At 73.0% G+C, this 20,299-nt stretch carries 17 protein-coding genes; 9 read left to right on the plus strand and 8 right to left on the minus strand.

Annotated features, from left to right (window positions below):
* Window positions 1-47: 47 nt before the first annotated feature.
* Both ABH925_RS13375 and ABH925_RS13380 read left to right on the plus strand, forming a co-directional pair.
* Window positions 48-542, plus strand: a complete 495-nt coding sequence (locus ABH925_RS13375; protein WP_370147672.1) for an N-acetyltransferase — start codon at window positions 48-50, stop codon at window positions 540-542.
* A 103-nt stretch (window positions 543-645) separates the two neighbouring features.
* A complete protein-coding gene (locus tag ABH925_RS13380; protein ID WP_370147673.1) occupies window positions 646-1,413 on the plus strand; it encodes a hypothetical protein in 768 nt (255 codons plus the stop codon).
* A 25-nt stretch (window positions 1,414-1,438) separates the two neighbouring features.
* Here the strand turns inward: ABH925_RS13380 and ABH925_RS13385 are convergent, their stop codons facing one another.
* Entirely contained in the window at window positions 1,439-2,317 is an 879-nt protein-coding gene (locus ABH925_RS13385) for an enoyl-CoA hydratase/isomerase family protein (RefSeq protein ID WP_370147674.1), read from the minus strand.
* Window positions 2,314-4,500, minus strand: coding sequence for an acetate--CoA ligase family protein (locus ABH925_RS13390; protein WP_370147675.1), 2,187 nt, complete (start codon window positions 4,498-4,500; stop codon window positions 2,314-2,316). The genes ABH925_RS13385 and ABH925_RS13390 overlap by 4 nt, the downstream gene beginning before the upstream one ends.
* 208 nt (window positions 4,501-4,708) lie before the next feature.
* On the opposite strand from ABH925_RS13390, the gene ABH925_RS13395 reads away from it, so the two are divergent.
* The 4 genes from ABH925_RS13395 (at window position 4,709) to ABH925_RS13410 (ending at window position 8,737) form a co-directional block, all read left to right on the plus strand.
* Complete coding sequence (locus tag ABH925_RS13395; protein ID WP_370147676.1) at window positions 4,709-5,173, plus strand: DoxX family protein; 465 nt, start codon at window positions 4,709-4,711, stop codon at window positions 5,171-5,173.
* A 163-nt stretch (window positions 5,174-5,336) separates the two neighbouring features.
* Window positions 5,337-5,765, plus strand: a complete 429-nt coding sequence (locus ABH925_RS13400; protein ID WP_370147677.1) for a Zn-ribbon domain-containing OB-fold protein — start codon at window positions 5,337-5,339, stop codon at window positions 5,763-5,765.
* Window positions 5,766-6,025: 260 nt separating this feature from the next.
* Entirely contained in the window at window positions 6,026-7,642 is a 1,617-nt protein-coding gene (locus ABH925_RS13405; RefSeq protein WP_370147678.1) for a L,D-transpeptidase family protein, read from the plus strand.
* Between the two features lie 159 nt (window positions 7,643-7,801).
* Complete coding sequence (locus ABH925_RS13410; protein WP_370147679.1) at window positions 7,802-8,737, plus strand: beta-ketoacyl-ACP synthase III; 936 nt, start codon at window positions 7,802-7,804, stop codon at window positions 8,735-8,737.
* Between the two features lie 77 nt (window positions 8,738-8,814).
* Here the strand turns inward: ABH925_RS13410 and ABH925_RS13415 are convergent, their stop codons facing one another.
* Window positions 8,815-10,035 (minus strand): acetyl-CoA acetyltransferase, encoded by a 1,221-nt coding sequence (locus ABH925_RS13415; protein ID WP_370147680.1) that lies wholly within the window; start codon window positions 10,033-10,035, stop codon window positions 8,815-8,817.
* Window positions 10,036-10,216: 181 nt separating this feature from the next.
* Here ABH925_RS13415 and ABH925_RS13420 point away from each other — a divergent pair, with 181 nt between their 5' ends.
* On the plus strand, window positions 10,217-11,452 hold the full coding sequence (locus ABH925_RS13420) for an acyl-CoA dehydrogenase family protein (RefSeq protein WP_370147681.1): 1,236 nt from the start codon (window positions 10,217-10,219) through the stop codon (window positions 11,450-11,452).
* Between the two features lies 1 nt (window position 11,453).
* The gene (locus tag ABH925_RS13425) at window positions 11,454-11,972 is read left to right on the plus strand and encodes a nitroreductase family deazaflavin-dependent oxidoreductase (protein ID WP_370147682.1); all 519 of its coding nucleotides are present in this window, start codon (window positions 11,454-11,456) and stop codon (window positions 11,970-11,972) included.
* Between the two features lie 228 nt (window positions 11,973-12,200).
* Here the strand turns inward: ABH925_RS13425 and ABH925_RS13430 are convergent, their stop codons facing one another.
* Entirely contained in the window at window positions 12,201-12,848 is a 648-nt protein-coding gene (locus ABH925_RS13430) for a TetR/AcrR family transcriptional regulator (RefSeq protein ID WP_370147683.1), read from the minus strand.
* Between the two features lie 155 nt (window positions 12,849-13,003).
* A complete protein-coding gene (locus ABH925_RS13435; protein WP_370147684.1) occupies window positions 13,004-14,323 on the minus strand; it encodes a class I SAM-dependent methyltransferase in 1,320 nt (439 codons plus the stop codon).
* Window positions 14,324-14,593: 270 nt separating this feature from the next.
* Here ABH925_RS13435 and ABH925_RS13440 point away from each other — a divergent pair, with 270 nt between their 5' ends.
* Window positions 14,594-17,284 (plus strand): serine/threonine-protein kinase, encoded by a 2,691-nt coding sequence (locus tag ABH925_RS13440; protein ID WP_370147685.1) that lies wholly within the window; start codon window positions 14,594-14,596, stop codon window positions 17,282-17,284.
* A gap of 79 nt (window positions 17,285-17,363) precedes the next feature.
* Here the strand turns inward: ABH925_RS13440 and galE are convergent, their stop codons facing one another.
* From galE to ABH925_RS13455, 3 genes are all read right to left on the minus strand, one after another.
* A complete protein-coding gene (galE, locus tag ABH925_RS13445; RefSeq protein ID WP_370147686.1) occupies window positions 17,364-18,332 on the minus strand; it encodes a UDP-glucose 4-epimerase GalE in 969 nt (322 codons plus the stop codon).
* A gap of 70 nt (window positions 18,333-18,402) precedes the next feature.
* Window positions 18,403-19,077 carry a Zn-ribbon domain-containing OB-fold protein gene (locus ABH925_RS13450; protein WP_370147688.1) on the minus strand — a complete coding sequence of 225 codons (675 nt, stop codon included), beginning with the start codon at window positions 19,075-19,077 and terminating at the stop codon, window positions 18,403-18,405.
* 75 nt (window positions 19,078-19,152) lie between these two features.
* A complete protein-coding gene (locus ABH925_RS13455; protein WP_370147690.1) occupies window positions 19,153-20,295 on the minus strand; it encodes a lipid-transfer protein in 1,143 nt (380 codons plus the stop codon).
* Between the last annotated feature and the right edge of the window lie 4 nt (window positions 20,296-20,299).

Consider the following 20,299-nt stretch of genomic DNA (forward strand, 5'->3'; position numbering starts at 1 on the left):
GTGGAAATCGGATGCGGAACGCCGTCGTGTCCCCTAGCCTCCGCCGCATGACCTGGCTCCCCGCAGACTTCGTCCATCCCGAGCGCGTCGACCTCCCCGGCGGCTACTATCTCCGCCCCATCAGGGGGACCGACACCGAGCTCGACTACCCGGCGGTGATGGGGTCGCGCGAGCGCCTGTGGTCCCTCTACGGCGAGGCGTGGGGGTGGCCGCCGGCCACCATGACGTACCAGCAGGACCTGGACGACCTGATCCGGCACGAGGCCGAGATCGAGGCCCACGAGTCCTTCAACTACGCCCTGTTCGACGAGGCGGGCACGGCCCTGCTCGGCTGTGTCTACATCGATCCGTCGCGCAAGGCCGGGGCCGACGCGGAGGTCTCCTGGTGGGTGGTCGACGCTCAGGTCGGCACCCAGCTGGAGCGCGACCTGGACGCCCTCGTTCCGGCCTGGCTCGCCCAGGAGTGGCCGTTCCGGCAGCCGTGCCTGGTGGGCCGCGAGGTCAGCTGGCAGGACTGGCTGGCCCGTCCGGACCTCGACTGATCCCGGTCTTCACAGCCGCGGACTCTTGACGGGGGCGGCCGGGCGCCGCATACGCTGACCCGGCGTCCGGGCCGGTGCCGGGCCGGATCAGGGGATGGCGCCCATGGGTGAGCAGGTCGGACGATGGCTTCGGGCCACCGGTGCGGTGAGCGCGCTGCTCCTGCTGACGAACCTGTCGCAGCTGGTGATGGCCTGGCAGTTCAACGCCGACGGCGGTTCGGACCTGGCCGCCCTCGCCGCACAGGGCCGGCTGGACCTGGCCCGCCAGGTCGGTGGCGAGGCGCTGGGCTGCCTGGTGCTGCTGGCGCTGGCCGCCACCGTCTGCAGGTTTCTGACGCGCGGCCGCCGCCCCCTGCTGATCGGTTCGCTGCTGTTCGCCGCGCTGACCTGGTGCGTCGTCTGGTTCCTCAACGACGGGGCCACGGAGGGCACGGTGGCGCTCTGCTTCAGCTGGAGCGAGCTGGTGCGCACGACGGCGCTGCCGCTTGCCGCCGGGGCCTGGCTGCTGCGCACCCGAATACCGCGCCCCGAGCCGGTGCCGCTCCCTGCCGAGCTGACCGGCGCCTGGGACGGGACGGACGGGATGCTGCGGCTGGAGGCGGACGGCAGCTTCAGCCTGCTGCGGGGCAGCGCGGTGGTGACCGGCGACTGGGAGCCGGTCGCCGACGCACAGCGGATCGTGCTGAAGGTCCCGGCGCCGACCGACCTGGGCGCCGGCTACCAGGCCACCGTCCTGGCGCTGGACCACGCGCCGGACGGCGGCACGGCGCTGCGCGCCGACGCCGACCGGGTCTACACCCGCCGCGAGCGGGACCTCGTGGTGCAGGCCTCCGGCGGATTCGTCGGCGGCCTCGAAGTCATCGAGAGCTGACCCCCCATCCGCATGGCCGCCCGGCTCAGCGCCCGGTGAAGCGGGGTGGGCGTCGCTCCACGAAGGCGCGGACTCCCTCCGGGGCGTCCGAGGTGGTCATGTTGATCTCCTGGGCCGTGGCCTCCGCGGCGAAGGCCGTCGCCCGATCCGCCTCAAGCGAGGCGTTCACCAGCTGTTTGGTCAGGGCCAGGGACCGGGTGGGGCCCGCGGCCAGTCGCTCCGCCCACTCCCGCGCGGTCTTCTCCAGCTCCTCCGCCGGGACCACCCGGTTGACCAGTCCGATCCGCTCGGCGTCCGCCGCAGGCAGCGCGTCGCCGAAGAACATCAGCTCCTTGGCCCGCTGCGGTCCCACCAGTCGCGGCAGCAGGTACGCCCCACCGCCGTCGGGGACCAGGCCGCGCCGGACGAACGCCTCGATGAACGAGGCCCCCTCCGCGGCCAGGACCAGGTCGCAGGCCAGCGCCAGATGCACGCCCACCCCCGCCGCGGTCCCGTTGACCGCAGCCAGCACCGGCTTCTCGCAGTCCAGCACCGCCGCGACCATCCGCTGCACCCCGCGCCGCAGCATCCGCGCCACGTCGCCCGCCACCCGCTCCGGCGCGGCCCCGGCTCCGCCCCCCGAACCCCCCGAGCCGCCCGAGCCTCCAGGGCCGCCCGAGCCTCCAGCGCCGCTGGAGCCCCCGGAGGACGCCCGCAGGTCCGCGCCGGAGCAGAACGCCCGGCCCGCGCCGGTCAACACCACCGCCCGGACGTCGGGGTCGGCCGAGGCCGAGTCCAGCAGCTCGACCAGCCGCTCCCGCATCCCCGCCGTCACCGCGTTCAACGCCTCAGGGCGGTTCAGAGTCAGCCAGCGGACCCCGCCGTCCGTCCGGCACAGCAGCTCCTCCTCCACAGGGGCGGTCACGTGCACACCGCCATCGCGTCCAGGGCGACCACACCTTTGCCGCGTTCCAGCACCATCAGCGGATTGATGTCCAACTCGGCCAGCTCCCCTCCCAGTTCCAGCGCCATCCGCTGGACCCGCATCACCGTCTCGACCAGCGCGTCGACGTCCATCGGCGGACCGCCGCGAACCCCCTCCAGCAGCGGCCAGCAGCGCAGCCGCCGCAGTACGGTCCGTACGTCCCCGCACTCGAACGGGGGCACCAGCACCGCGGTGTCCCGCAGCACCTCGACGAACACCCCGCCCATGCCGACGGTCACCGTCGGGCCGAAGGTGGGGTCGTGAGTGACGCCCAGCACCATTTCCACGCCCGTCTCGACCATCTGGCAGACCAGCACGCCTTCCAGTCGGGGGATTCCGGCCGCGCGGGCGTTGTCGGTCAGCTCCCGGAAGCCCTCCCTGACCTGGCTCGCCGAGGTCAGTCCCACCTGCACCAGACCGAGTTCGGTCTTGTGGGCCACCTCCGGGGCGGAGCCCTTCAGTACCACCGGGTAGCCCACGATGCCCGCCGCCCGCACCGCCCCGGCCGCGCTGGTCACCAGCTGCTCGCGCGGCACCCGCAGCCCGTAGGCGCGCAGCAGTTGCTTCGCCGCCACTTCGCTCAGCTGCTGCCCGGCCCGCAGCACCCGCTGCGCCTTGGCCTTCCCGGCGCAGGGCGTCCTCGGCGCGTTGTCGAAGGGGCTGCGGTAGCGGGCGGTGAAGCGGTGGTGCTCCAGGTACGCGGCCACGGCGCGTACGCAGTTGCCGAAGGTGCGGAAGGTGGCCACCCGGGAGGAGCCCAGCAGGGTGTCCCGGTAGGCGGCCTCGGTGCCGACCGGGGAGCCCCAGATCACGCAGACCAGCTTGTCGGTGGTCTCGGCGACCTCCACCAGGTCCTGCGCGAGCTTGTCGCTCATCGGCGGGAACGGCCCGGTGATCGGGCAGAACAGCACGCCCACGTCCGGGTCGGCCAGGATCGCGTCGAGGATCTTCCGGCCGCGCCAGTCACCCACCGGGTGGCCGCCGTTGTCGATCGGGTTGGCCACGCTCAGGTACTCGGGGATCCACTGGTGCAGCTCGTCCTGCCGCTGCTGCGACAGTCGCGGCAGGGCGAGCCCGGCGGCGGAGGCCAGGTCGGCGAGGTGCGCCCCGGTCCCGCCGGAGATGGAGTAGACCGCGACGCCGGGCGCGGTCGGCGGCTTGGCCCGGGCCAGCAGCGCGGCGGTGTCCTGCAGCTCGTCCAGGCCGTCCACCCGGATCACGCCGAACTGGCGGAAGGCCGCGTCCACCACGTCGTCCGAGCCGGTGAGCTTGCCGGTGTGCGAGGCGGCCATCCGGGCGCCCTCGCTGGTCCGCCCGACCTTGACCGCGACCACGGGCACCCCGCGCCGGGCGGCGTGGTCGGCGGCGAGCAGGAACGCCCGGCCGTCCTTGAGGCCCTCGATGTAGGCGGCGATGGCGCCGACCTCGGGCTGGTCGGCGAACCACTGCACGAAGTCGGAGACCTCCAGGTCCGCCTCGTTGCCGGTCGGCGCCCAGTGGCTGAGCCGGATGCCCAGCTCCTGCAGCGAGAACAGCGGACGTCCCTGGTGGCCGCTCTGGGTGATCAGGGCGACGGCGGGGCCGGTCAGGTCGTCCCGGAACCGTTCGAAGGCGTTGAGGTTGGTGTTCGGGCCGAGCAGCCGCAGCCCGGTGGGGGCCTCGGCGATCAGCTGGCCCAGCTGCCGCTGGGCCTCCGCGCCGGCCGCGCCGGTCTCGGCGAAGCCGGAGGCGAAGGCCACGGCGAAGCGGACCTTGGCCTCGATCAGCTGCGGCACGATCGGGGCCGGGTCCGCCAGCAGGATCACGGCCAGGTCGATCGGCTCCCCGCCGGGTGCCGGCACCGAGGCCAGGTCGGGGTAACAGGGCTGCCCGTCGACCTCGGAGCGGCCCGGGTTCACCGCGAACAGCTGCGCGCCCACCCGCTCCGACCAGGCACGCAGCTGACGGGTAATGCCGGTGTTGGGTCGGCCGGGGCTGTCCGAGGCGCCGACCACGGCGACGGTGGCGGGACGGAAGAAGGCGTCCAGGTCGACCGGGCGCGGGCGCAGCGGCCGGCCGCCGACGTCCACCGGTTCGGCGCCGCCGCAGTCGTCGACATCGGTCCCGCCCTCCGCGTCCAGCATGGCGACGCCTCCTGTCCTGTCCCTGACTCTGTCCCGAGCATTTCCCGCCAGTAATCTGACGTTCCATCAGATTACTGGCGGGAAGCCTCTCCAGGAAGAGGACGGGATCGAACCTTCCCCTTGCGGTGGGCTGCCGTGATGCGATGAACTGACGCATCGTCAGAAATGTTTCGGGCGGGGCCCGGAGTGAACTGCCAGGAGGCGGCACATGCAGGTCGTCCACAGCTACGGGCTCAGCGCCGCGCAGTGTCTCGCGGTGCTCCGGATCGGCCTCGGCCTGTGGTGGCTGGAGAGCTGGCGGCACAAGGACAAGCGCGGGTGGCTGCAGCGCGGTACCGGCATCGCCTGGGCCAAGGGGGTCGCGGAGAAGCACCGCTGGACGCTGGTCCGCGGCTCGTTCGACCGGCTGGTCGCCCCCCGTCCCACATCGATGGCCTACGTCGTGGTCTTCGCCGAGCTGGCGCTCGGGCTCGGGCTCACGGTGGGGCTGCTCAGCCCGATCGCGCTGGTGGCCGGACTGCTGCTGAACCTCCTCTACTTCGTGCTGATGATCCACGACTGGGCCGAGCAGGGACAGAACCTGATGATGGCGCTGATCTCGCTGGTGGCCCTGCTGGGCATGGGCTGGCAGACCTGGTCGCTCGACCACCTGCTGCACCTCTTCGGCGCATGACGCCGTGCCAGGGCCGTGGCGAGCATGGGCAATCGGGGCAATCGCTGCGATATGGGAAGTTTAGGGTGATCAGGTTGATAACAGGCGAACGAGGGCGGATGGAGAGAAGACCGGGTGAAGCGGAGCGAGGAGTCGTGATGCGGCGAGCAGGAGTGTGTGAGTCATGACCACGGCCGACCAGCCCGACATCGACGACTTCAGTCGCGCCTACTGGGATGCCGCGGCTCAGGGGCGACTGCTGCTGCGCCGCTGCGCCGCCTGCGGCCGGGCGCACCACTACCCGCGCGAGTTCTGCCCGCACTGCTGGAGCGAGGACGTGTCCTGGGAGCGGGCCTCGGGCCTGGCCACCCTCTACACCTGGTCCGTGGTGTACGCGAACGACCTGCCGCCGTTCCGGGACCGGCTGCCCTATGTCGCCGCCGTGGTCGAGCTCGCCGAAGGTCCGCGGATGATGAGCACGGTGGTCGACTGCGACCCTGAGACGCTGTGCATCGGCATGGCGTTGCATGTGAGCTTCCCCACAGTAGGGTCACAGTTGGAGGACGGCGTGGACACGGTCGCCGCACCTGTGTTCCGTCCCGCTCAGGGCTGATGATCCCTCGTCACCAGCCCGTCGGCGGGGTGTCCTGCACCGTCGGGTGACGTCGGACGAAGCTGTGAGGACATCGTGTTGAGGAGCGTGCTCTTCCTGTTACCCGTCACTCGATAGGGGTACCGTGACGCAGGAGCAGGCTGCGCAGCCGAGTGGACGGTGCGGCCGGAACACCCACGAGGAGAGCCGGAACCCATAAGCTCAGCCCGCCGCCGCGGGCCCTGCCAGTCGCGCTTCCACCCCTGCGAGGAACCACCCACATGTCGAGTCACGTCCGATCCGCCCACCCCGACGGAGCCGCCTCCGGCTCGGACGGCTACGGGGGCTACGCCCCCGGTGACGGCGGGTACGGGACCGGCTCCGGCGACGGGTACGCGTACGGCCAGCCGTACCAGCAGTCACTCGACCGGGAGTACGAGCCCTACGGACAGTACGACCCGTACGGGCAGTACCAGGAGCCGCAGGGGTTCGCAGAGCAGGGGTTCGCGGGGCAGGAGTTCGCGGGTCAGAGGTTCGCAGAGCAGGGGTTCCCGGAGCAGCGGTTTGCCGGGCAGGAGTTCGCCGGGCAGGGGTTCCAGGAGCCGCACGGCTACCAGCACTTTCCGACCGAGCAGCAGTACCCGCACTACGAGCAGTACCCCTCGCAGGAGTCTCCGGCGCAGTACGGCTACCCGGCGCCTGCCGAAGCGGAGCCGTTCGGATCCCAGCCGTACCAGCCGGGCGCGTTCGAGCAGCATTCGTACGATCAGCAGTCGTTCGGGTCGCCGCCGTTCGAACCATCGCCGTTCGAGGCGGAACCATCCGGGTCGCGGCCGTTCGAACCCCGGTCGCTCGAACGGGACACGTTCGAGCCCGGGCCGTCCGGGCCGTCCGGGCCGTCCGGGCCGACGTCGTTCGAGTCCGCGTCCTTCGAGCCCGAGTCCGAGCAGTCGTTCGAGCCGGCGGCGGCCCCCGTCGCCCTCGGGTCCACCGCCGCCACCGCCCTGGCGCCGGCCGCCGCTCCGCGCGGGTCACGGCCGATGGGCCGCGGGTCCTCCGGGCCGTCCCGAGCGCAGGCCCGGGTCGCGGCGCGGCAGCAGTCCAAGAAGAAGCGCCGGCTGCGCACCGGTTTCCTCGGTGTCGGCTCGGTCGCCGCGGTGGCGGTGATCGCGGTCGCCGGCCTGGTCCACCCGGAGGCGGCGAAGTCCAGCACCGCCCAGGCGGGTGCGGCCCCGGCCCCGGACGCCACCCGCAGCGCCCCGGCGGACACCTCGCGCTCCACCACGCGGGAGACCCCGGCCACCGCGCTGGCCCAGCTGCCCGGCGTCGGCCCGTCCTTCCTCAAGCAGATCCCGGCCAATACCGACCAGGTGCTGCTGGTCACCGGCACCGCGAAGGACGCCAACACCGGCACCGCCGTCCTCTACACCCGTACCGCCGACGGTTCCTGGCTCCCGGGCACCGCCTGGGCCTCGCACAACGCCAAGGACGGCTGGACCACCGACCACCAGGAGGGCGACCTGCACAGCCCGATCGGCGTCTTCTCGCTCACCGACGCGGGCGGCCTGGACGCCAACCCGGGCACCAAGCTGCCCTATCTGCACTCCTCGGCGTTCCAGGCGCTGGGGACCGGATTCGAGGGCGAGTCGCTGGCGGACGCCTTCGACTACGTGGTGGCGATCAACTACAACCACGTCCCCGGCACCTCGCCGCTGTCCCCGGACCGGCCGATGGGCGCGAGCAAGGGTGGCGGGATCTGGGTGCACGTCGACCACGGCGGTCCGACGCACGGCTGCGTCAGCCTCTCCAAGGCCGACATGGCCGAGCTGCTGCGGGATCTGGACCCGTCCAAGCACCCGGTGATCGTGATGGGCGACGCGGCGTCACTGAAGTCCTGACCAGCCGCGATCGCGTTTCTGACCCACTTTGGCCGAACCTCGGACCCCCTGTGTCCATACGTCCCGGGGGCTGAGTTGTCCGGCCCCTACAGCATCGCCGCCCGGATACTGTCCCAGGCAACGCCCGGCGACTCGCCGGTAACCGGCTTGAGTGGAGCCATGACTGGTTCCCGTATCGTCGCGCTCGGCCACTACCAGCCGCCGAAGGTCCTCACCAACGACGACCTCGCCGCCATGGTTGACACCGACGACGCGTGGATCCGCAGCCGCGTCGGCATCCGGACCCGGCACATCGCCGAGGGCGAGACGGTCGCTGACCTGGCCACCCGCGCCGCCGAGAAGGCGCTGGCCACCAGCGGGTTCGACGCCGCCACGGTGGATCTGGTGGTGGTCGCCACCTGTACCGCGATCGACCGCAGCCCCAACACCGCCGCGCAGGTCGCCGCCCGGCTCGGGATCGCGTCCCCGGCCGCCTACGACATCAACACCGTCTGTTCCGGCTTCTCCTACGCGCTGGCCACCGCCGACCACGCGATCCGGGCCGGGGCGGCGACCCGCGCCCTGGTGATCGGCGCGGAGAAGATGTCCGACACCCTCGACTGGACCGACCGCACCACCTGCGTGATCTTCGGTGACGGCGCCGGCGCGGCGGTGCTGGAAGCCTCCGAGACCGAGGGCGTCGGCCCGGTGGTCTGGGGTTCCGACCCGTCCAAGAGCGACGCGGTCCGGATCGACGGCTGGGACCCGACGATCAGCCAGCAGGGCCAGGCGGTGTTCCGCTGGGCCACCACCCAGATCGCCCCGCTGGCGTTGCAGGCCTGCGAGAAGGCCGGGATCTCCCCGGCCGAGCTGGAGGGCTTCGTCCCGCACCAGGCCAACCTGCGGATCATCGACGCCATCGCCGCGAAGATCGGCGCCCCGGACGCGGTCGTCGCCCGCGACGTGGTCGACTCGGGCAACACCTCCGCCGCCTCCATCCCGCTGGCGCTGTCCAAGCTGGTCGAACGGGGCGAGCTGCGCTCCGGCGCCCCGGTCCTGCTGCTCGGCTTCGGCGGCGGCCTCGCCTACGCCGGCCAGGTCGTCCGCTGCCCCTGACCGGGGCCGCCTGAAGCCGGGGCCGCTCGGAGCCAGTACGAAGGCGCTCCCGGCGGGCTTCATCCGTTCGGGTGGGGTCAGGTGCGGCCCAGGATCAGGGTGCCGGAGGAGCAGAACCAGCCGCCGGTGCCGCTGACCAGGGCGACCTCGGGGAGGCGGGCCGCCGGGCCGCGGCGGACCTGGCGTTCGGGCGCGTCGGCCGCGTAGTCCCCGCGCAGCTGGCGGACCGCCTCGACGATGAGGAAGAGCCCGCGCATGCCCGGATGGCAGGCGGAGAGCCCGCCGCCGTCGGTGTTGGTGGGCAGTTCGCCGTCCCGCAGCAGGCGGCCGTGCTTGGCCTCCACGAAGGCCCCGCCCTCGCCCTTGGCGCAGAAGCCCAGATCCTCCAGGGCCACCAGCGGCATGTAGGTGAAGGCGTCGTACAGCCCGGCCAGGTCGATGTCGGGCGGGCGGACCCCCGCGCGCTGGTAGGCCAGACGGCCGGAGACCGCGGCGGGGGAGACGGTGAAGTCCTCCCACTCCGGCATCAGGCTGTGGCTGAGGGCTTCGCCGCTGCCCAGCACCCACACCGGGTCGGTCCGGGCGTCCTGGACGTACTCCTCGGCCGCGAGCAGCACCGCGCAGCCGCCGTCCGAGCGGATGCAGCAGTGCAGCTTGGTGAAGGGGGAGGCGATCTCCGGTCCCGACAGCACGTCGTCGACGGTGATCGGGGCCCGGTACATGGCCTCCGGGTTGGCGGCGGCGTTGGCGCGGGCCTGCACGGCCACTCCGGCGAGCTGCTCCAGTGTGGTGCCGTACTCGTGCATGTGGCGGCGCGCGGCCATGGCGTACTTGGCGATCAGGGTGTGCCCGTACGGGGCCTCGAACTGCTGCGGGCCGCGCGCGCCCAGCGCGATGCCGGCGGTACGGCGGCGGGCCTTGAGGTCGGCGCGGGCGGTGGAGCCGTAGACCAGCAGCACCGCCTCGGCGTGTCCGGCGGCTATCGCGTCGGCGGCGTGCGCGGCCATGACCTCCCAGCTGGAGCCGCCGACGGAGGTGGAGTCGGTCCAGGTGGGACGCAGCCCCAGGTACTCGGAGACCTCGACCGGGGCGAGCAGCCCGAGCCCGCTGGAGGCCACGCCGTCGATGACCGAGCGCGGCAGCCCGGAGTCGGCCAGCGCCCGGCGCGCGGCCTGGGCGTGCAACTGGAACGGGGTCATGCCGTCCACCCGGCCGCAGTCGGAGTGGGCGACGCCGACGACGGCGACCCGCCGCCGGGGCCGGTGCGGTACCGGGGAGTGCAGTGACGGTGCGGGCACGGCTGACCAACTCCCTGGGGTGTTCCCGGCGTGTCCCACCGGGGGCGCCCGGCGAGCAAATCTGACGGTACATCAGATTCCTTCGGCCGTGCCCCTGTGCCGCAGATCCGGACCCTCCTAGTATGACGATCCGTCAGGAGCGAAGAAGCTGCCACACGACCACGAGAAGGCTGGAGGCGGCATGGATCCCGCACTCACCCCCGAACAGGAAGCCGTCCGCCGCACCCTGCGCGAGCTCCTGGCCAAGCGCTGCGGCTCCGAGGAGCTGCGCGCGGCGGCGGCCGCTCCGCAGGGCTACGACCGCGAGCTGTGGGGCCGGCTGGCCGACCAGCTCGGGCTGCCCGGCCTGGCGCTGCCGGAGGAGTACGGCGGGGCCGGGCTCGGCCCGGTGGAGCTGGCACTGGCCTGCGAGGAGACCGGCCGGGTACTGCTGCCCTCGCCGCTGCTGGCGTCCTCGGTGCTGGCCGCGTCCGCGATCCGGGAGCTGGGCACCGCGGAGCAGCGCGCCGGGCTGCTGCCGGGCCTGGCGAGCGGGGCGCGGACGGCGGCGCTGGCCACCCCCGGCCCGCTGGCGCTCAGCCTGGACCTGCTGCCGGCCACCGGCCAGGACGCCCTCCCGGACGGAACCCCGGCCGGCGGCGGCCGGGCCGGCGGAGTCCAGGCCCGTCCGGCCCCGGAGGGCGACGGCTGGCTGCTCTACGGGGAGGCGCCCCGGGTGCTCGACGGCGCGCGCGCCGACCTGCTGGTCGTGGCCGCGCACACCGGCGGCTTCCCGCGCAGCCGGACCGTGCTGTTCCTGGTGGACTCCGACGCCCCCGGGCTGACCCGGGCCCGCCACGCCGCGCTGGACGAGACCCGCGCACTCGGCGGCGTCGAGCTGCGCGACGTCCCCGCCGTCCCGCTGGGCGACCCGGCGCGCGACGCCGGTCCCGCGCTGGCCCGCACCGGGCTGCTGGCCGCCCTCGCGGTGGCCGCCGAAGCGGTCGGCGCCGCGCACCAGTGCCTGGCCAGGACGGTCGAGTACGTCCAGGTCAGGAAGCAGTTCGGACGGGCGGTGGGCTCCTTCCAGGCGGTGAAGCACCGGCTGTCGGACGTCTACGTCGCCGTGGAGACCGCGCGTTCGGCGGTCTACTACGCGGCCTGGGCACTGCGGGAGCGGGCCGAGGACGAGGGTGTCGCGGCCCCGCTGGCCCTGGCTCACGCCCTGGACGCGCTGCGCGCCGCCGCCGCCGAGGCGATCCAGCTGCACGGCGGGATCGCGATCACCTGGGAGCATGACGCGCATCTGTACTTCCGCCGGGCCGCCGCCGACGAACTGCTGTTCGGCCCCCCGCACCTGCTGCGCGACCGCGCCGCAGGGCACGCCGCCCTGTTCGCCCCGGAGCCGCACCGCCCCGCCGACCGCCTGGAGGCCTGAGATGACCACGGGTGTGCCCCGACCGCCGAGGTCGCGCCAGGAGGCGCTGATCCAGAAGGTCTCCTCCTCGCCCACGTTCGCGCGGATCGCCCCGCATCTGCTGCCGCGCCTGGACAAGGCGGTGCACCGGGTGACCGGCGGCAAGGTGATGATCAGCCAGTACATGCTGCCGTCGATGTTCCTGACCACGACCGGCCGTCGCAGCGGTGAGCCCAGGGTCGCGCCGCTGGCCTGCCTGCCGGAGAGCGGCGGCGGCTTCCTGGTGATCGGCAGCAACTTCGGCCGCACCGACCACCCGGCCTGGACCGGCAACCTGCTCGGCCGTCCGGAGGCGGTGGTCGAGCACCGGGGACGCACGGTCCAGGTCACCGCCAGGCTGCTGGAGGGCGAGGAGCGGGCGGAGGCGTGGGCCGCGCTGCTGCGGATGTGGCCCCCGTACGCGACCTACCAGGCGCGGGTGGACCGGGAGCTGCGGATCTTCCGGCTGGAGCCGAAGCCGCTGGAGCCGAAGCCGCGGTAGCCGAAGCCGCGGTTGCCGACACCGGGCCGCACGGTCGCACGGCACGGGCACGGCGCACGTGAAAGGGCGGTCCCCGGGTGGGGACCGCCCTTGGTGGACATGGACGCGAGCTTCGAACCGATGTACCTCCCCCGAGGCGTGCCTAACGGCTCGGTTCGGTCCGGCCGGACAGGAGGCCGGGGCTCGCGACCCAGGACTGGTGCTGCGGCCGCGCTCAGTAGCGGTCTGCTACTTCGGCGGCTTCTTACCGGTCATGCCGAGGTAGACCAGAAGCGCCAGGCTGGGCTTGAGCTCCTTGGCCTTGACGCCCCAGGAGTCGAACCCCTTCTGGTGCTCGGCGACGGCGGCCAGCATGGCCACCAGGGAGCCGGCGACAGCCGGCGCACTGACGGACTTGTCGGCCTTGCCGGTGTCCTGGAGTGCTTTCAGGGAGTCCGTGAGCGAGTTGGTCACGGCGTTGAGGATCTTCATGCGGATCTTGAAGAACCGCTTGTCCCCTTCCGCCGAGCCCAACGTCACCACACGGAGGATTGCCTCGTTGTCGCGCCAGAAGTTGAGGAAGCCGTCCACCAGCTCCTCAGCCGTCTGGTAGCCGGTCTTGCCGGCCCACGACTTCTCGGCGACCAGGTCCTTCAGGGCGGCGCCATCCCGGGCCATTCCGTCCGCGATTTCGAGGACAGCGCCCTCGACGTCGGGGAAGTACTGGTAGAACGTTGCGGGGGAGGTACCCGCCATCCGGGCGACGTCGATGACCTTGACGTCCCGGTAGGGCGATGTGCTGAGCATCTCGCTAAGGCATTCGAGCAGCTTCTGCCGCGTCGCCTGCCCGCGTCGCCCGGCGACACGCCCGTCGACGGTGCGAACTTGTCCTGTCATGCCGTCAGTTTACCTTGGCAAGATCTCCGCGCTATTCGGCGAGCACGACCAATGGTCCGTCAGACTGACGGACCAGTAGCCGCACGGCCTCCGTCGCGGTCACGGCTGCTCCCCGGCCGTTCGGTGACAGTCCCCCGGGCCCCGCCCGGGCCCGCTCAGACGTCCTTGGCCAGCCACTCCTCCCGGCTGCGCGGCAGCCCGCTGGCACCGTCAGACCCCGTGCGCACCGCCAGGATCTGGTTCACTCCGATCCGGTTCTCCTCGAAGGCCATCGCCGACGCCGCCATGTAGAGCCGCCAGACCCGGGCCCGGCCCAGGGTGGTCAGTTTCACCGCCTGGTCCCACTCGGCCTCCAGGTTGTCCACCCAGGCCCGCAGCGTCAGGGCGTAGTGCTCGCGCAGCGATTCCACGTCCCGGATCTCGAAACCGGCCTCCTCCAGCAGGCTGACGGTGTTGCCGACCGGCGACAGGTCCCCGTCCGGGAACACGTAGGCGGCGATGAAGGGGCTCATCCGGTAGTCCTCGCCGGGCAGGTTCGGCCGGCGCGCGATCTGGTGGTTCAGCAGCCGCCCGCCCGGGGCCAGCAGCCCGTACAGCTGGGTGCCGTAGCGGCGGAACTGCTCGGAGCCGACGTGTTCGGCCATCCCCACGCTGGAGATCGCGTCGTACGGGCCGTCAGCGACCTCGCGGTAGTCCTGCAGCCGGATCGTCACCCGGTCCGACAGGCCCGCCTCGGCGATCCGCTCCTCGGCGCCGCGCTTCTGCTCGGCGGAGAGGGTGATCCCGGTGCCGCGCACGCCGTAGTGCTCGGCGGCGTGCAGCAGCAGGGAGCCCCAGCCGCAGCCCACGTCCAGCAGCCGCATGCCCTCGCGCAGGCCGAGTTTGCGGCAGATCAGGTCGAGCTTGGCCTCCTGGGCGGCTTCGAGACCGGTGGTGCCGGCCGGCCAGTAGGCGCACGAGTAGACCATCGAGGGGCCCAGCACCAGTGAGTAGAACTCGTTGCCCACGTCGTAGTGGTGGCTGATGGCCTTGCGGTCCCGCAGCAGCGAGTGCCGGGCGCCGGTCAGCTTCTCCCGGGTCGCCTCCTCGGGCGGCAGCGGCGGCCTGGGGCCGAGCGCGCCCACGCCCACCGCCGTCCGCAGCAGCCGGCGCCCCTGCGGACCGAACAGGTCCCGGGGGTGCGGCCGCAGCGACACCGTGTGGCTCTGCGAGATCAGCCGGTCCAGTGCGCCCAGCACCTGGTAGAGGTCGGTCTCCGGGGCCAGCTCCAGGTCACCGGCGACATAGGCCCTGGCCAGGCCCAGTTCGTCGGGCCGCCAGAGCAGGTGCCGCAGTGCGCGGCGGTTGCGCAGCACCAGCAACGGCGCGCCGGAGGGCCCGGCCTCCGCGCCGTCCCAGGTGCGCAGCCGTATCGGCAGCTCCGTACCGAGCAGATCCTCCAGGACCGGGACGAGCTGTCCTGCGGCGTCAGCCATGTCGCGCCTCCCGTGCGCCTCCACGTATTCCGGACACGTCTCCGATCGTCAATCTAACGCGCGGACGGCGATTTCTGGATCAGTTGCCGGACGTGCCCCCGGAGTGTCCAAAACACAGTGCCCGAACGGGTGTGCTTGGCCGGTCGGCGACGTTTCTGCGGGGTTGGTTGGCCCTGGCACGGGTTCGCGTTGGAGAATCAGACCCGGACGACCAGGCGCGGCGAGCCAGGCGCAGACCTGTGACGTCACATACGGGGAGGTGTGAGGTACGTGGACCAGCTGACGGCGCACGATCCGAGGCGGATCGGACCCTTCGAGGTGCTCGGCCGCCTTGGCGCGGGCGGGATGGGCCTGGTCTACCTGGCCCGGTCCTCGGCGGGGCGCCGGGTCGCGATCAAGACCGTGCGTGCGGAACTGGCGGAGGACCAGTTGTTCCGGGTCCGCTTCGCCCGCGAGATCGCGGCGGCGCGGACGGTCAGCGGCTTCTACACGGCCGCTGTGGTGGAGGCGGACGCGGACGCGCCGGTGCCGTGGCTGGCCACGGCCTACATCCCGGCTCCCTCGCTGGAGGACCTGGTCGGTGAGTGCGGCCCGATGCCGGTGGACGCGGTCCGCTGGCTCATCGCCGGTACGGCCGAGGCGCTGCAGTCGATCCACGCGGCCGGGCTGGTGCACCGCGACCTCAAGCCGTCGAACGTACTGGTCACCGAGGACGGGCCGCGGGTCATCGACTTTGGCATCGCCGCCGGGGTCTCGCACACCCGGCTGACCATGACGAACGTCGCGGTGGGCACCCCGGCCTACATGTCGCCGGAGCAGGCCAGGGACAGCCGCGGCGTCACCGGCGCCAGCGACGTCTTCTCGCTCGGCTCGCTGATGGTCTTCGCGGCCACCGGCCACGCGCCGTACCACGGGTCCAACCCGGTGGAGACGGTGTTCATGCTGCTGCGTGAGGCGCCCGACCTGTCGGGCCTCGCGCCGGAGCTGGCGCCGCTGGTCAAGGCCTGTATGCGCCCGGCCCCGGAACGGCGGCTGACGCCTGCGCAGATCCAGGCCGAGCTGGCCCCGCACCTGTTCTCGCACGGGGACGGTGACGACGACTCGCGGGACTGGCTGCCGCCGTCGGCCCTGGAACTGATCGACCGCCGCCGCCACCCCAACCGCCGTCCGCCGGCCCCGCCGCAGCCGCCGCAGTCGGGCTACCCGCCGCAGGGCGGCCAGGGTGCGCCGGGGCAGGGTGCGCAGGGGCAGGGTGGTCAGGGCGGCTACGGCTATCCGCCGCAGGGCGCACCGCAGTATCCGCCGGCGCAGCCCCAGCATCAGGCGCAACAAGCGCCCCAGCATCAGGCGCAGCAAGCGCCACAGCATCAGCCGCAGCAGGCGCCGCAGCGTCAGCCGGAGCACGCTCCGCAGCCTCAGCATCAGCCCCAGCAGGCGCCGGTGCCGGCCCCGGTCGGGGTGTCGGCGGTCGTCTCGGGGCCGGTGACCGTCGATCCGCGTTCGCAGCATTCGGTGGTCGTTCCCTCGCCCCTGCCCGCCGCCGTTCCCGCACAGGCGGCGCTGGTGGAGGAGCATCCGCCGACCAAGAAGGTGCAGCCCGGCGGCGGGCGCCGGCATGCGGCGCCGGTCCCGGACGAGGCCGCCGTCGCCGGCCCCACCTCGCCCACCCCGGTGGTGCGGCTGGTCGGCGGGTCGGTGTCGATCGGACCCGGCGTCAAGGCGGGCGAGACCTCGACCGGCGCCGAGGGCGATCCGGTGCCCCCGCCCGGCACCGGCTGGATCCGTCGGGTCCCCACGACCACGGAGCAGGCCCAGGCGCAGTCCCAGGCACAGGCTCAGGCCGGGGCGGCCGGGGACCCCCGCTGGCGGCCCTGGCGGTTCCGGATGACCAACGACGTCTGGGGTGCGCCGCAGGTCAGCGACGGTGCGCTCTACGTCACCAGCTTCGAGGTGCATGCCTTCGACATCGCCACGGGCCGGCGCCGCTTCAAGACCCGGGACGTGGCCTGGGCGATGTCCGTGGCGGACGGCCAGGTGCACGCCGCCGACGGGCCCAATGTGTTCACCCTCGGCGCCGTGGACGGTGCCGAGCGCTGGCGCGCGGTCGTCGACGGCTGGGCGTTCTCCCTCGACGCGGGCGGCGGCGCACTGGTCGCCGGGACCCGGGGCGGCGGCGTCCGAGTGCTGTCCGCGATCGACGGCAGCCCGATGTGGCAGGCCGACGGGGCCCAGCAGGACTACGAGAGCCCCCAGTCGGGCCCGTGCGTGCTCGGCGACTCGGTCTACTACTACGGCGGCGGGCGGCTGCACGCGGCGGACCTGACGACCGGCCACTCCCGCTGGACCTACCAGGTGGGGGAGGACGTCCCCTCGCACCCGGTACTGCGCAACGGCCTGCTCCACGTCACCTCGGGCGCCCGGGTGCTCGCACTGGACGAGGCCACCGGCGCCGAGCGCTGGCGGCACGACGCGCAGGTGGTGCTGTTCACTCCGCCGACCCTGGACGACGACCAGGCCGCCGGGGGGCTCTACGTCGCCGACTACCTCGGCACCGTCGTCGCCCTGGACGCGGCCACCGGCTCGCTGCGCTGGCGGGCTCGTACCGGTGGCCGCCAGGGCGCGGACCCGGTGGTCGTCGAGGCGGGCACGGTGCTGGTCGGCAGCGCCGACACGCTCTACGCGTTCGACGCCCGTCGGGGCGAGGAGCGCTGGCGCTACAGCGCGCGCGGTGAGCTGACCGGCGCCCCGGCGGCCGCCGACGGACTGGTCCACCTGGGCAGCAGGGACCACTCCCTGCACACCCTGGACCTGACCACCGGGCGGCTGCGCTGGAAGCTGGACACCGGCGGCGAGATCACCGGCTCCCCGGTGGCCGCACAGGGCAGGGTCTTCGCCTGCAGCAAGGACCGCTGCGTCTACGCCCTGGACGCGGTCCGGGGCACCGCGACCGACCGCGACTGAGCCGTCGCAGCGAGGCGGGCGCCCTGGGGCGCCGGGGCGCACGGCTGGTGCCGCGCGCCCCGGTGGGACCCGGGGACGGTCACCCGTGACGGAGGCGCCAGCCGGCCCAGGCGGAGCGGATCATCGAGTCGAGGTCGTGCTCGGCGGTCCAGCCGAGCTCCTTGGCGATCAGCTCGGCGGAGGCCACCACGCGCGCCGGGTCGCCGGCCCGGCGGGCGACCACCTCGCCGGTGGTGTCCAGTCCGGTGACGCTGCCGATGGCGTCCAGCATCTCGCGGACCGACACACCCTCGCCCCGGCCGATGTTGAGGACCAGTTCGGTGCCGTCCGGGTCCGCCTCCAGCCGCCGGACGGCGGCGACGTGCGCGGAGGCCACGTCGGAGATGTGGATGTAGTCGCGGACGCAGGTGCCGTCCGGGGTGTCGTAGTCGGCGCCGAAGATCAGCGGGTCCAGCCCGGCGTCCAGCCGCTCGAAGACCATCGGCACCAGGTTGAAGACCCCCGGGTCGCCCAGCTCCGGGGTGGCCGCCCCGGCCACGTTGAAGTAGCGCAGCGACACCGTGCCCATGCCGTGCGCCCGCCCGGTCGCCTTGACCAGCCACTCGCCGACGAGCTTGGTCTCGCCGTACGGGCTCATCGGGACGCAGGGGGTCTGCTCGGTGACGGTCTCGACATCCGGCATCCCGTACACGGCGGCGGAGGAGGAGAGCAGGAACCGGCGCACGCCCGTCTCGGCGGCGGCGTCCAGGACGACCCGCAGGCCCTCGACGTTCTCGTGGTAATAGCGCAGCGGCTGCTCCACCGATTCGCCCACCTGCTTCTTGGCGGCGATGTGCAGCACACCGGTGACCTGGTGCTCCTTCAGCACCCGGGCCACCAGCTCGCGGTCCAGCGTCGACCCGGTGACCAGCGGCACCCCGGCCGGCAGCCGGCCCGGATCACCGGTGCTCAGATCGTCCAGGACGACGACGGCGCGACCGTCCTCGACCATGGAGCGCACCACGTGTGCCCCGATGAAACCCGCTCCGCCTGTGATCAGCCATGTCATGCCGAGCATCGTAACCGGGGTGGCTCAGTGCCCGACCGCCCCGACCTCGGCACCAGCCTCAGCCCCGGCCTCAGGAAGGGTTTCCGGTCTGGCCGGTTCCCTGGCCGGTTCCCTGGCTGTTGCCCTGGCTCGCGCACAGTGCCCAGCGCGGGACGGCGACACCGGGGGCGACGGTCTGGAAGACCACCTGCACCGCGGCGCCGATGCGCAGCCGGCCCGGGGCCACCGCGTTCCACGGGGCATCGGGGCGGCGGACCGACGGGGTGAGCGTGCCGGCCATCCGGATCCGGGGGTCCTCGTCCAGTTCGACCACGGCGACCGGGTAGGGGGCGCGTTCCGCGTAGGCGGGCAGCAGCGGGGGGTGGGCGACGACGACGGACCAGATCCGCCCGCGTCCCGACGTCGGCTGCCACCGGGAGTCGAAGCTGTGGCAGTGCGGGCAGCACGGACGGGGCGGGAAGCGCCGAAGTCCGCAGTCGGCGCAGGCCTGCACCCGGAGCTCGCCGCGCAGCGCGTACTGCCAGAACGGCTCGCCGTCGACGTCCGGCCACGGCAGCAGCAGGCCGTCCGCCATGCCTCCGGCGGCATGCACGGCGGCCGTCACGGAGCCGGGTACGGCGGGGCCCGCCGGGTCGGTCGCCGCCGCGCTGGGGGCGGTGCCGTGCCCGCTGCCGCTGATCGGCGCGCTGCCGGTGCCGGTGCGGGGCGTGGCGCCGGGCGCGGTGGTGTCGGCGGATGACGTCATCGGGGCTCGTCTCTCTCGTCGGGGGCGCCGCTGCGCTCCGGTCGGGGCGCTGGCCTAGTCGGGGCCGTCGTCCGGTCAGGCGCGCAGCAGCAGGGCCGAGGTGGGGACGCCCTCCCCGGCGGTGACCAGGCAGGTCGCGGCGTCGGGCACCTGCGCGGTGGAGCTGCCGCGGAGCTGCCGGACGCCTTCGTTGATCAGGTTGAACCCGTGCACATAGCCCTCGGAGAGCCCGCCGCCGGCGGTGTTGATGGGCAGTCGCCCGCCCAGTTCCAGCGCGCCGCCCTCGGTGAAGGCCGCCCCCTCGCCGCGTGCGCAGAAGCCGTAGCCCTCCAGCGACAGCGGGATCAGCGGGGTGAAGGCGTCGTAGATCTGCGCGGTGTCCACATCCTGTGGACCGAGGTCGGCGGTCTTCCACAGCTGGCGGGCTGCGGTCCAGGCGGGGCCGGTCAGCGGGTCGTCGTTCCAGTAGTTGACCATGCCGTGGTGCTGGGCCGGCAGCCCCTGTGCGACGGAGTGGACGTAGACCGGTTTCCGACGGCAGTCACGTGCCCGCTCGGCACTGACCACCACGCAGGCGAGCGCGCCGTCCGTCTCCAGGCAGTTGTCGTAGAGGCAGAGCGGTTCGGAGATCCAGCGCGCGTCCATGTACATCTCACGGGTCAGCGGCCGGTCGTACATCACCGCGGCGGGGTTCTGGTTGGCGCGGTTGCGGCAGGCCAGCGCGACGTTGAAGAGGTGGTCCCGGGTCGCGCCGTACTCGTGCATGTAGCGGCGGGCCAGCATGGCGATCTCGTCGGCGGGCCGCAGCAGCCCGAACGGGCGGGTCCACTGCGCGGGTGTGGGCAGCTGCACCGAGGTACTGGTCCACGGCCGGACCCCGGAGCCGCGCTTGCGGGACCGCCAGGCGACCCCGACGCTCGCCTGCCCGGTGGCGACGGCCATGGCCAGGTGGGCGACGGTGGCACAGGAGCCGCCGCCGCCGAAGCCGATGCGGCTGAAGAAGGTGATGTCGCCGGCGCCGATCGACTTGGCCAGCTCGACCTCGTCGGTCTCCTCCATGGTGTAGGAGGCGAGGGCGTCGACCTCCGACGGGTCGATCCCGGCGTCGTCCAGGGCGGCCAGCACGGCCCGGCAGGCAAGGGTCTTCTCCGGCTCGTCGAGGTGCTTGGCGAAGCGGGTCTGTCCGATGCCGACGATCGCCGTACGGTCCTTGAGCATGGAT

The organism is Streptacidiphilus sp. EB129 (assembly GCF_041262645.1).
Classification (GTDB): Bacteria; Actinomycetota; Actinomycetes; order Streptomycetales; family Streptomycetaceae; genus Streptacidiphilus.